This is a genomic window from Pararhodobacter oceanensis (genome assembly GCF_003076755.1).
Taxonomy (GTDB): Bacteria; Pseudomonadota; Alphaproteobacteria; order Rhodobacterales; family Rhodobacteraceae; genus Pararhodobacter; species Pararhodobacter oceanensis.
In genome coordinates, this window is sequence record NZ_QDKM01000004.1 from 67,340 (window position 1) to 79,638 (window position 12,299).

The 12,299-nt window shown below is 63.8% G+C and carries 10 protein-coding genes; 6 read left to right on the forward strand and 4 right to left on the reverse strand.

Annotated features, from left to right (window positions below; translation table 11 throughout):
- Window positions 1-189: 189 nt before the first annotated feature.
- A complete protein-coding gene (locus DDE20_RS10360) occupies window positions 190-909 on the forward strand; it encodes an endonuclease/exonuclease/phosphatase family protein (protein WP_116558432.1) in 720 nt (239 codons plus the stop codon).
- Window positions 910-920: 11 nt separating this feature from the next.
- Window positions 921-2,441: a phospholipase D-like domain-containing protein gene (locus DDE20_RS10365; RefSeq protein WP_165814488.1), complete on the forward strand. Its 1,521-nt coding sequence runs from the start codon at window positions 921-923 to the stop codon at window positions 2,439-2,441.
- Between the two features lie 12 nt (window positions 2,442-2,453).
- On the opposite strand, the gene aat is transcribed toward DDE20_RS10365, so the two are convergent.
- From aat to accB, 3 genes are all read right to left on the reverse strand, one after another.
- Complete coding sequence (gene aat, locus DDE20_RS10370; RefSeq protein WP_240607981.1) at window positions 2,454-3,107, reverse strand: leucyl/phenylalanyl-tRNA--protein transferase; 654 nt, start codon at window positions 3,105-3,107, stop codon at window positions 2,454-2,456.
- 91 nt (window positions 3,108-3,198) lie between these two features.
- Window positions 3,199-4,545, reverse strand: a complete 1,347-nt coding sequence (gene accC, locus DDE20_RS10375; RefSeq protein ID WP_116558435.1) for an acetyl-CoA carboxylase biotin carboxylase subunit — start codon at window positions 4,543-4,545, stop codon at window positions 3,199-3,201.
- Between the two features lie 10 nt (window positions 4,546-4,555).
- The gene (accB, locus tag DDE20_RS10380; protein ID WP_116558436.1) at window positions 4,556-5,047 is read right to left on the reverse strand and encodes an acetyl-CoA carboxylase biotin carboxyl carrier protein; all 492 of its coding nucleotides are present in this window, start codon (window positions 5,045-5,047) and stop codon (window positions 4,556-4,558) included.
- Between the two features lie 233 nt (window positions 5,048-5,280).
- Between accB and DDE20_RS10385 the strand changes: the two genes are divergently transcribed.
- From DDE20_RS10385 to DDE20_RS10400, 4 genes are all read left to right on the forward strand, one after another.
- A complete protein-coding gene (locus DDE20_RS10385) occupies window positions 5,281-6,669 on the forward strand; it encodes a short-chain fatty acyl-CoA regulator family protein (protein WP_116558437.1) in 1,389 nt (462 codons plus the stop codon).
- A 200-nt stretch (window positions 6,670-6,869) separates the two neighbouring features.
- A complete protein-coding gene (locus DDE20_RS10390) occupies window positions 6,870-7,310 on the forward strand; it encodes a response regulator transcription factor (protein ID WP_116558438.1) in 441 nt (146 codons plus the stop codon).
- Window positions 7,311-7,358: 48 nt separating this feature from the next.
- The gene (locus DDE20_RS10395) at window positions 7,359-7,703 is read left to right on the forward strand and encodes a hypothetical protein (RefSeq protein WP_240607983.1); all 345 of its coding nucleotides are present in this window, start codon (window positions 7,359-7,361) and stop codon (window positions 7,701-7,703) included.
- Window positions 7,700-10,453 (forward strand): ATP-binding protein, encoded by a 2,754-nt coding sequence (locus DDE20_RS10400; protein ID WP_116558439.1) that lies wholly within the window; start codon window positions 7,700-7,702, stop codon window positions 10,451-10,453. The genes DDE20_RS10395 and DDE20_RS10400 overlap by 4 nt, the downstream gene beginning before the upstream one ends.
- Here the strand turns inward: DDE20_RS10400 and DDE20_RS10405 are convergent.
- Complete coding sequence (locus DDE20_RS10405; RefSeq protein ID WP_116558440.1) at window positions 10,434-12,266, reverse strand: ABC transporter ATP-binding protein; 1,833 nt, start codon at window positions 12,264-12,266, stop codon at window positions 10,434-10,436. The genes DDE20_RS10400 and DDE20_RS10405 overlap by 20 nt on opposite strands.
- Window positions 12,267-12,299 lie beyond the last annotated feature (33 nt).

Consider the following 12,299-nt stretch of genomic DNA (forward strand, 5'->3'; position numbering starts at 1 on the left):
AATGCTGTCAGCGGATCGAGGCTTTCCAGTATTGCCCCGCCGCCAGATCCCCCCATATTACTACTATGTCTCGAGTAAGCGCCGGTCGGGGGCAGGGATTGCAAAGCAAAAGCCCGCACGCCAACTGGTTAGCTGTTCACAGGTCTTTCCGTTCACCCCGCCGTTCCTCACAGGTTTTACACCTCGCTTATGACCCATCCCGCGCAATTGATTGTCGGCTCTTATAACGTCCATAAAGGCGTGGGCAGCGATTACCGCCGTGACCCGCAGCGCACGCTTTCGGTGATCCGCGAGATCGGCGCCGATGTGATCGCCCTGCAAGAGGTTGACCGGCGTTTTGGTGACCGGCGCGGGGTGCTGGACCTTGAGGCGCTGCACCGCGAAACCGGCCTCTCGCCGATCCCGTTGACCGACCGTCTCGGCGATCTCTCGCACGGCTGGCATGGCAATCTGATCCTGTTCAAAGGCGTCGAGCTTGAGGATGCCCGCGTCATCGCCCTGCCGGGGCTGGAGCCGCGCGGCGCGATTGTCGCCGATCTGCGCGTCGCCGGTCAGCCACTGCGGGTGATCGCCGCGCATCTCGGGTTGCTGAAAGGCTCGCGACTGGTGCAGGCGCGGCGCTTGGTGGACGAGATCGACACCGGCCGACCGACCTTGATGATGGGCGACCTCAATGAATGGCGGCGCGGGCCGGGATGCTCGCTGGCGCCCTTGAAAACCGGCCTCAACGATGCGCAGAATGGCCAGACAGTGGCCAGCTTTCCCGCCCAGCGTCCGGTTCTGGCGCTTGACCGGATCATCGGTTGCAACCGCGCCGAAGTCCGCGACCTGTGCCCCCATGACACGCCTTTGGCGCGGCTGGCCTCGGATCACCTGCCGATCCGCGCGCGCCTGCAGTTATCCGCATGAGTAGCTGGCCGATGTGGCCCCTTTGGGTGGTGTTGGCGCTGAGTGTTCTGGCGCTGGCGGGCTATGCCACGCTCTGGTCCGCCGGTCGCTTTGCCAAACGCAAGCGCGGCCCGCTCTCCACCGCCTTGCCGCGCGGTGAGGATGCGGCGCTTGACCGGCTCCTTGCCCCACTGGAGGCGCGCCACGCAGGGCAAACCGGCATCGCGATGATCGAAAGCCCGCTCGAGGCGTTGAAAACCCGACTGGCGATGACCCAGATGGCCGAACGCAGCCTCGATCTGCTGTATTACATGTGGGAGGATGACCTCTCGGGCCGGTTTCTGGCGCAGGCGATCCTTGAGGCGGCGGACCGCGGTGTGCGGGTGCGGTTGCTGCTTGATGACGTGCAGTTTCTCAACAAAGACCCCGTTTACCGCGCGCTTGACCGGCATATGCATATCGAGGTGCGGATCTTCAATCCGATCCGCAACCGCGACCGTGGGCTGCGGCGCGGGCTCGAGATGATCTTTACCCTTTTGCCCTATAACCGGCGCATGCACGGCAAGATGTGGGCCGCCGATGCGCGGCTCGCGGTGACCGGCGGGCGCAATATCGGGGATGAGTATTTTGACCTACTCACCGATCCCGGGCTGAACTACGAGGATCTCGATACGCTGCTGGCAGGCGAGGTGATGCAGGACGCGCAGGCGCTGTTTGACCAGTTCTGGAACTCCGGCCTCGCGCTGCCGATCCGCACGCTTTGGCCGGGCAAACGCTCGCGCTTACAGCGGTTTCGCTCGCGGTTGACGCAATATCTGGCCAAGCCGAAAACCCGCGCGCGGCTACACCGGTTGCAACTTCACAAGCCCGAGGAGGCTGCCGATGTGCTGCCGCTCGCAAAGCTGCGCTGGTCCGCGGATGTGCAGTTCCTCGGGGATCCGCCGGAAAAGGCGATTGGCGAGCGGTTGGACGACTGGATGCCGGAACTCCTGACGCCGCTGCTGCGCGACGCGCAACACTCGGTGCGGCTGATGACCCCCTATTTCGTGCCCGGCGCGCAGGGGCTCGAGGCGCTGATTTCCATGGCCCGCAGGGGGCTCGAAGTCGAGGTGATCACCAATGGGCTCGCGGTCTCGGACAATGTTTTGGTGCATGGCGCCTACCGCTGGTATCGGCAGCGGCTACTGGCTGCGGGCGTGCGGATTTTTGAGGTCTCGGCGCAAGAGAAACCCATCCGCACCCTGCATTCCAAAGCGATGCTGGTTGACGGAGCTCACGGGTTTGTCGGCTCGTTCAACTTCGATTTGCGCTCGGCTTTCATGAACACCGAAATGGGCGTGGTCTTCACCGATCCCGCGTTGATCGGTGATCTGACGCGGATTTTCGATGGCTGCCGCGCTCCGCACCGCGCCTATGCGCTGGCGCAAAGCGGGCGGCGCGCGGTCTGGTCGCGCGGCACCGCGCCGGGCACCACCACCGAGCCGCAAAGTAACCGCTTTGAGCGTTCAGTGTCCTTTGTCATCGGCCTGCTGCCGATCCACCGGTTTCTCTAGGTCCGGCGCGGCTCAGAGCTGCCATACCGCCCCGTCCGGCGTGTCCGCAGGTCCGAAGGCGGCGCGCTCATCGACCTGCAGGGCCAAAGCCTCGGCCAGAAGCAGACGGTAATCCGCCTTATGGATCGCGATACCGCCAAGGCTTTGCAAATGCGGGGTCAGATATTGCGTGTCCATCAGTGAAAACCCGCCCGCCCGCAGCCGCGCGACCAATTCCGCCAGTGCCAGTTTCGAACCATCGGTGACGCCCGAGACCATGCTCTCGGCAAAGAACGCGCCGCCAAGCGCCAGCCCATAGACCCCGCCCGCGAAAGCGCCGTCAGGGGTCCAGACCTCGCAGGAATGCGCCAGCCCGCGCGCGTGTAGAACCTTGAAAACACGGGTGATATCGGCGTTGATCCAGGTTTCCTCGCGCTCGGCGCAGCGCGCCATGACCCCGGCGAAATCCGCGTCACAACTGAACCTAAACCCGCCGCGCCGCCGCGTGCGCCGCAGGCTGCGCGAGACGCGATACCCGTCCAGCGGCATCACGCCGCGCACCCTCGGCTCGAACCAATGCACCAGATTGCTGTGGGCACCCTCGGCCATCGGAAACGCGCCATTGGCAAAGGCCCGCAGGATCAACTCGGGCGTCAATACCGTCGGCTGGGCATCTTTGTGCGTCAAATATCCTCCGGGGGTGAATGGCCACAGGCCAGAGGGGGCGGAAAGCCCCCTCATCACCTGTCACATATCGCGCGATACCAGCGGTAAAGCCTTAGGGCAGTTTCTCGGCCAGAAACTTCTCCAGCCAGTGAATATTGTAATCGCCCGATTGCACATCGGGATCATCCAGCAGCATGAAAAACAGCGGCACCGTAGTGTCGATCCCGTCAATGATCAACTCGCCCAGCGCGCGGCGCAGACGGCTCAGCGCTTCGTCACGGTCGCGTCCATGGACGATCAACTTGCCGATCAGACTGTCGTAATAGGGCGGGATTTTATAGCCGCCATAAAGCGCCGAATCCATCCGCACACCCAGACCGCCGGGCGCGTGGAAGGTGTTCACCATCCCCGGACAGGGGGCGAAATTCGGCAGTTTCTCGGCGCAGATCCGCACTTCGATGGCATGGCCGTTGAGTTCCAGGTCATCCTGCGTGAAGGAGAGCGGCAGACCCGAGGCAACGCGAATTTGCTCGCGCACCAGATCGACGCCATAGATCGCTTCGGTGATCGGGTGTTCAACCTGCAGGCGGGTGTTCATCTCGATGAAATAGAACTCGCCGTCCTCGAACAGGAATTCCACCGTGCCGGCACCGCGGTAGCCCATTTTGGCCATCGCATTGGCACAGATCGCCCCGATCTCGGCGCGCATCTCGGGCGTGATCGAGGGGCCGGGGGCTTCCTCGAATACCTTCTGGTGGCGCCGCTGCAGCGAGCAATCACGCTCGCCCAGATGCACCGCATTGCCCTGACCGTCGCCGAACACCTGAATTTCAATGTGGCGCGGACGCTGCAGGTATTTCTCGATATAGACTTCGTCGTTGCCGAACACCGCCTTGGCCTCGGACCGTGCGCCGCGATAGGAGGCTTCGAGATCAGCCGCCGTCTGTGCCACTTTCATCCCGCGCCCGCCACCACCGGCGGTCGCTTTGATGATCACCGGATAGCCCATATCGGCGGCGATTTTATGCGCGGACTCCAGATCGGGCACACCGCCCTCGGACCCCGGCACTACCGGAATGCCCAGCGCTTTGGCGGTTTCCTTGGCGGTGATCTTGTCGCCCATCATGCGGATATGCTCGGCCGAGGGACCGATGAAGATCAGGTCGTGATCCTCGAGCGCCTGCACAAAGGGCGCGTTTTCCGAAAGGAACCCATAGCCGGGATGGATCGCCTGCGCGCCGGTGACTTCGCAGGCCGAGATGATCGCCGGCATCGACAGATAGCTGTCGGTCGAGGAGGCCGGACCGATACAGATCGCCTCGTCGGCCATCCGCACATGCATGGCGTCGGCGTCGGCGGTGGAATGCACCGCGACGCTGAGAATGCCCATTTCGCGGCAGGCACGGATCACCCGAAGAGCGATCTCGCCGCGGTTGGCAATGAGGATCTTGTCGAACATGGGCATGGCCTTATTCGATGATCAGCAGCGGTGCGCCGTATTCGACGGGGGTGCCGTCGGACACAAGAATCCGCTTCACGGTGCCAGATGCCGGAGCGGGGATCTGGTTCATGGTTTTCATCGCTTCGATGATCAGCAGGGTCTGTCCGGCCTGCACTTGCGAACCGACGGTGACAAAGGGCTCGGCGCCGGGTTCGGCGGCCAGATAGACGGTGCCAACCATCGGCGAGGAGACCGCGCCCGGATGGTTCGAGGGATCGTCGCTGTCACCGGCGGCGGGTGCTGCCGAACCGGCGGCAGGTGCTGCGGCGGCGGTTGGTGCTGCCGGTGCGGGCGCTGCCGGAGCGGCCACCATCTGCACCTGTTTCGAGACCTTCACATTCAACGTGTCATTCTCGCCGTATTCGCGCTTGACGGCGATCTCGGTCAACTCGTTGGTGTTCAACAGCTCTGCAAGCGCCTGAATAAAGGCAACATCAGATTTGGTGTGTTCTTTGCTCATGGACATCCTCGTCATGGTGGGGGACCGGTCTGTGGCCCGCCTGCACCTTCTCAATTTCATTGGCTGTTTATAGGCGAGGGCGACCCTTGTGGAAAGTGCGATTCGTTCGCGTTTCGGTAACAGTCTGTCGGCGCTTGCGTTTCCGTCCGCATGCGCCGCATGATATTCGCAGCGGCACAAGGCCTTTGGGGCCTGTGTCGATGGGAATGCGCGGGCGCAGGCGGAGGCAGATCATGGAAAAATCGGCGCTTTCTGGCTCGCTTTCGGGCAGGCTGTCGGGCACGCGGATCAGGGCATTGCGCATGTCGCGGCGGCTGGGACAGGGGGATCTGGCGCGGATGGCGGGGATTTCGCCGTCCTATTTGAACCTGATCGAGCATAACCGCCGCCGCGCCACCCCGCGATTGCTGGAGGCGGTGGCGCAAGCGCTGCAAATCCCCGCGGACCTTCTGGATGAAGGCGCGGGGGATGTGCAAATTCAGGCCCTGCGCGCCGCCGCCAGCCGTGCCAGCCCGATCACCGGAGCCGCCAGCGCGCCGGAAGTCGAGCGCAGCGAGGAATTCCTCGGGCGTTTCCCCGGTTGGGCGGCGCTGGTCACCCAGTTGAGCGCCCGCAGCGAGGATCAAAACCGCATTATCGAGCGGCTTTCCGACCGTATGGCGCATGATCCCAATCTCTCCGCCGCGCTCCATGAGATCGTCTCGGCGGTGACCTCGGTGCAATCGACCGCTGCGATTCTGGCAGAAACCGATGATCTCGAGCCCGAATGGCGCGCGCGGTTTCATCACAATATCCACGCGGATTCGATCCGTCTGGCGAATGCCTCGGATGCGTTGGTGGCTTTTCTCGACACCTCGGGCGAAGAGGCGGGACTGGCCGCGCCGCAAGAGGAATTCGAAAGCTGGCTAGCGCGGCGCGGCTTTCACATCGCCGAACTCGAGACCGTGGAGACCTCGGCCACCCCTGATTACACCGCGCTCATCGAAGGACAGGCCGAGCTTGCCTCGGGACCGGCGCGCGATCTTGCCCGCGCATGGTTGGCCCGCGCGCGCGATGACGCACTGGCGCTGCCCTTGGACCGCCTCGTGCCGCCTCTCACCGCGATGTTCGAGCGTGGCGAGGGGTTTGCCCCCGATACACTGGCCCGCGATCTCGATGTGCCATTACCCCTGTTGTTCCACCGGCTCGCGACCCTGCCGGCGATCAAAGGCGTGCCGCGCTTTGGGCTGGTCGAATGCGACGGCTCGGGCACATTGACCTTCCGCCGCCCGATCGAAGGCTTCGCCCTGCCGCGTTTCGGCGGCGGTTGCCCGCGATGGCCGCTTTATCAGGCGCTGGCGCAACCCCATCGCCCGCTCAGCGCCACCCTCGAAGTGGCCACCCGCCCGCCCGCGCGCTTTGCCGCCCATGCGATTGCCACCGCCCGCGACGCGCACCGTTTCGCGCCGCCCTATGTCTGGCAATCCGCGATGCTGATCACCCCGGTCTCTGCCGCTTTGCCGCGCCACCGCAGGCCCGAGGATATCCCCGAGGCGGATCTGGTCGCTGTCGGCTCAAGCTGCCGGATTTGCCCGCGCGCCGCCTGCGATGCGCGCCGCGAACCCTCGATTGTCAGCGCCTGACCTCTCGCCACCTGACCGCGCATGGAACAGCGTCAACGCAGGCTTTGACAGCGCTTTGAAATGTCGCAATAGTCGGGATCACGCTGCGACAGGTTGCGCCACGCGCTGGCGATGCAGAGTGAGGGCATCGCGGATCATCGGCGCCGCCGCGACCAGCGGCTTGTCCCGCCGCGCAGCGCAGGGCCAGAGGAGGGCACCTGATGGGCCACGACAGTTTCACCCCGCCGGCCCAGCAGCCACGGGCGGGCGCGCCGCGTGCTGCAGGGCAGGGCGGCGGACGCCGGGTTCTGGTGGTCGAGGATGAGCCGGGGATCGCCGAAGCGCTGCGCTATATTCTGCAGCGCGATGACTGGTTGGTCTCGATCCTTGATCGCGGCGATTTGGTGGTCGAGGCGATGGTGGCACAGCCCCCCGATCTGGTGATTCTCGATATCAATCTGCCGGGGCTCAGCGGTCTTGAGGTCTTGCGGATCCTGCGCGGCACAAAGGGGCTGGAGGCGCTGCCGGTCCTGCTGCTGACCGCCCGCGGGCAAGACGCCGCGCGGCAATTGGCGCTTGATTACGGGGCCTCGGAATTCATGGGCAAACCCTTCGCCAATAAGGCACTGGTCGAGACGGTGCGCCGGTTGGCCACGGTATGAGGGCGGGCGGCATCCACACGCTAGGCGTTGTATTTCGGGGGTGTTGCCATGGCTAAGCCCAACGCCCCGATGTTTCTGGAACGCCAAGGCTACCGCCGCCGGCGGATCATGGATGCCGCGCGGGTGCTGCCGGTGCTCGGCTTTATCCTGATCCTGCTGCCGGTGCTCTGGACCCGCAGCGGCGGTTTGGGCACGGCGGGCGAGGCGGTCTATCTGTTTATCCTGTGGTTCTGCCTGATCGTTGCGGCGGCGCTGATGTCGCGCCCGCTCAAACAGGCGCTGCACCGCGAGTTGACCCAACCCCATCACGCGCCACCCATTCCCGTGCCACCAACCGCGACGCAGACGGGTGCCAGCGACACTCACACACCACCGCCAGACCCCGCCGCATGACGCTGAACATCCTGATCCCGGCGGCGGTTGGCTATGTGGTCTTTCTCTTCGTCATCGCCTCAATGGCCGAACGCCGTGCCGAGCGGTTGCGCCGCGACGGGCGCAGCCCGCGCTTGCTGCGCTCGCCCTTGGTCTACACGCTTTCGCTCTCGGTCTATTGCACCGCGTGGACGTTTTACGGCGCGGTCGGCTATGCGGCGCGCTCGGGGTTGGAGTTCATCACCATCTACCTTGGCCCGACGCTGGTCTTTATCGGCTGGTGGTGGTTGTTGCGCAAATTGGTGCGGATCGGCAAGGCGCAGCGGGTCACCTCGATCGCCGACCTGATCTCGGCACGCTACGGCAAATCCAACGCCATCGGGGTGATCGTGACCCTGCTCGCCGTCGCCGCCACCACCCCCTATATCGCGCTGCAATTGCAGTCCATCGCGCTGTCTTTCGGCGCTTTTGCCGATGATGAGGTGCTGGCGCCGCGGCAATTGGCGATGTGGGTGGCGGCGGGGCTGGCGGTCTTTACCATCCTCTTTGGCACCCGCAATCTTGACAGCAACGAGCAACACCACGGCGTCGTCACCGCAATTGCCGTCGAGGCGGTGGTCAAGCTGGTGGCTTTGCTGGCGGTGGGCATCTGGGTTGTCTGGGGGCTGGGTGACGGCCTCGGCGATGTGATGGTGCGGATCGCCGAGGCTGACCGGCTCGCGTGGAATGTGCAGCCCGCGCGCTGGATGGGGCTGACCTTTCTCGCCGGTGTCGCGGTGATCACCCTGCCGCGGATGTTTCAGGTGATGGTCGTCGAGACCACCGACGAGCGCCATCTCAGCACCGCCTCATGGGCCTTTCCGCTCTATCTGATGGCGATGAGCCTGTTTGTCCTGCCGATTGCCGTCGCGGGTATGCAATATCTGCCCGCAGATGCCAATCCCGACCTTTATGTGCTGACCCTGCCGCATGCTTTGGGTCAGAACGGGCTGGCGATGCTGGCCTTTCTCGGCGGGTTTTCGGCGGCGACCTCGATGGTGATCATCGCCGCGATCGCGCTGGCGACGATGGTCTCGAACCATATCGTGGTGCCGATCTGGCTGGCGCAGCGGCGGCAAGCGGCCGAGGCCAGCGGCGACGCCAGCAATGTCGGCGATATGCGCGGGCTGGTGCTGAACGCGCGGCGGCTGTCTATCGGGCTGATCCTCGGGCTCGGCTATCTCTACTTCGCGGTCTCGGGCGGTTCGCGGGCGCTGGCCTCGATCGGCTTGATCGCCTTTGTCGGCATGGCGCAACTGCTGCCCGCTCTGGTCGGGGGGCTCTATTGGCGCGGCGCCAGCCGCTACGGCGCGGGCGCGGGTCTGGTGGTCGGTGCGCTGATCTGGCTCTATACGCTGTTCCTCCCCTCCTTTGGCGCGGGCGTATTGCTCAGCGCCGAGCTAATGGAACACGGCCCCTTCGGCATCACTTGGTTGCGGCCACATGCGCTGTTTGGTGTCGTTGGCGTCGATCCTTTACTGCACACGATGTTCTTTTCTATCTCATTGAATACGCTGATCTTTACCATAATCTCGCTGCTTAGCTTCCCCAGCCCCGTCGAGCGCGTGCAATCGGCGCAATTCATCTTTGCCTTCGATCTGGCGCGCGCAGAAGACATCCCGGGCACCCGCCGCTGGTCGCAGGATATGGCCGAGACCGACGCCGAAGATCTGTTGGCCATGTCGCAGCGAATTTTCGGCAGTGACGAGGCGCAGCAGCTGTTTGAAGCCGAGACCCGCAAACAGGGCAAAGCCGGTATCCTGCCCGATCCGACGCCCGAATTTCTGGACTTTTTGGAACGGGAACTGGCCGGTTCGGTGGGGGCTGCCACCGCCCATGCGATGATGTCGCAGATCATCGGCGGGCGGTTGATGTCGGTCGATGACCTGATGGCGGTGGCCTCGGAAACCGCGCAGATCATGGAGCATTCCGCCCAGCTTGAGGCGAAATCCGAAGAGCTCGCCCGCACCGCGCGGCAATTGCGCGAGGCCAACGAGATGCTGCAAAAGCTCTCGGTGCAAAAGGATAGTTTCCTCAGCCAGATCAGCCATGAATTGCGCACCCCGATGACCTCGATCCGCGCGTTCTCGGAAATCCTGATGGATGATGAAATCTTGCCCGAGGACACCACCCGCTATGCGCGCATCATTCAGGATGAAAGCATCCGCCTGACGCGTCTGCTTGATGATCTTCTGGACCTCAGCGTGCTGGAAAACGGGCAGGTTAACCTTGATATCCAGTCCGGCGACCTCGGCGCGCTGATCGAACGCGCGCTGATGTCGTCCAATTCCGTGCGCCCCGAGCGCAGTTTCAGCATCCAGCGCCACGGGTTGGATGCGCCGATTGCGCTCTCCACCGATATCGGGCGGCTGACGCAGGTATTCATCAATATTCTGTCGAATGCGCGTAAATATTGCGATGCACCCGAGCCGGTGATGCGGATTTCGGTGCGTCAAAGACGCGGGCGGGTGACGGTGGACTTCATCGACAACGGCTCGGGTATCCCAAAGAAAAGCCAGGCGTTAATCTTCGAGAAATTCGCCCGGCTCACCGACACCCATCAGGCCGGCGGCGCCGGTCTCGGGTTGGCGATCTGTCGCGAGATCATGAACAATCTCGGCGGCGATATCAGCTATGTGCCGGGGCAGGGCGGGGCGGCCTTCCGCGTGGTGTTTCCGGCACGGTTAACGCCCATCGCGCGAGCCGAGAGCCTCAATCCGTCTGACCCTTGAACTGCATCGCATGTAGCCGCGCATAGCTGCCGCCCTTGGCAAGCAATTCGCTATGCGTGCCCTCCTCGACCACCGCGCCTGCCTCCATCACGATGATCTTATCGGCGTTGCGCACGGTCGAAAGCCGGTGCGCGATGACCAGCGTGGTGCGCTCAGAGCTTAACTCATCGAGCGCTGCCTGCACCATCGCCTCCGAGCGCGCATCCAGCGCCGAGGTCGCCTCGTCAAGCAAGAGCACCGGCGCCTCGCGCAACAGCGCCCGCGCAATCGCCACCCGCTGCCGCTGCCCGCCCGACAGCGACGAGCCGCGCGGGCCCACGCGGGTTTCCAGCCCCAGTGGCAATTGATCAAGGAATTCATCCACATGCGCGGCTTTCAATACCGCGTTGAGCCGGTCCTCGCTGATGTCTTCGGCGCCTATCAGGATGTTGTCGCGCAGGGTCTCGTCAAACAAAGCGCTGTCTTGCGCCACCACCGAAAACATCCCCCGCAACGCCTGCAGGTCCATCCGGTTAATATCCTGCCCGCCAACGGTTAACTGACCGGACTGCGGGTCCGCCAGACGAGTGAGCAGGGTGAATATCGTTGATTTCCCCGCCCCCGACGGGCCAACCAGCGCCGTCGTTTCACCGGCTTTTGCGGTCAAATTGAGATTGCGCAGCACCGGCTCGCTGTCATAGGCGAAGGTGATATTGTCGAACCGGATAGTCTCGGTGCCAGCGGCGGGTGGTGCGGCCAATTCACCCACGGGCTGGGTGATCGAGGGCTGTTCTTGCAGCAGTTTATGGATCCGCTCAAGACTGGCCAGCACCGTTTGCCAGGCCCCGCTCAACCCGCCGAGACGGCGCAGTGGTTCGAATAAGAATGCGATGGCGGCAAAGAAGGTCATGAATTCGCCGACGCTGCTCTGCCCCGCGATGATCTGGCGTCCGGCGAAAATCAGCACCAGCGCAAACCCCATTGCGGCCACCAGATCCGACATCGAGCCCATCGCCGCTTCGCCGCCTGCGGTGCGCACCCGCGCCTTGATAAACCGCTTGAGCACCTGCGTCAGCCGGGTGGATTCGCGCGCCTCCAGCCCGCTGCGCTGGATGGTCACTATGCCGTGGAAAATCTCGTCCAATCGGGTCGAGGCCGCCGCCGAAGCATCGCGCGCATCTACCCCCATGCGCCGCACCAGTCGTTGCAGGATCGCCGCCGGCAGCACCAAGAGCGGCACGCCAACCAGCGCCACCAAAGTCCATTGCGCATTGGTGTAAAGTGCCACGCCCAAAAGCCCGAGAATGGCGATCATATCGCGGCCAATCCCCGGCAGGATACGCTCGAAAACCACATTGATTTCTTGCGTATCGCCGCGCACTCGGTCAATCAAATGTCCCGGCGGATGCCGGTGATGAAAACCCTGATCCAGCGCCATCAGGTGATCGGTCAGCCGGATCTGCATCGCCGCGATCACCTTATTGGCGACATAGGCCATGATCGTCCGGTAAAGAAACGCGGTGGCGGCGCGGATGATGAAGGTGCCAGCTATCGCCAGCGCGATCCAGACCACCATATCGGCGCGCCGCGCGACCAGAACATCGTCAAACATCGGCTTGAGCAGCGCACTGACCGCGCCGGTCATCGCACCATTCACCGCCATGAGGATCAACCCCAGGATGATCCAAGGCATCCAGCCGCGGATATAATCCCGCCAGAACCAGCGGCGTAGCTTCTTATCATGGGCGCGCGCAAGGCGACGTGGCTTGCTCGCCGCCTCTTTGCGCTGGGTCGCCGGGGCGCCGGAGGTCTGGTTTTGCTGCTCACTGGTCATCGCGGAACGCCTTTGGTCATCGGGCCTGCCGCT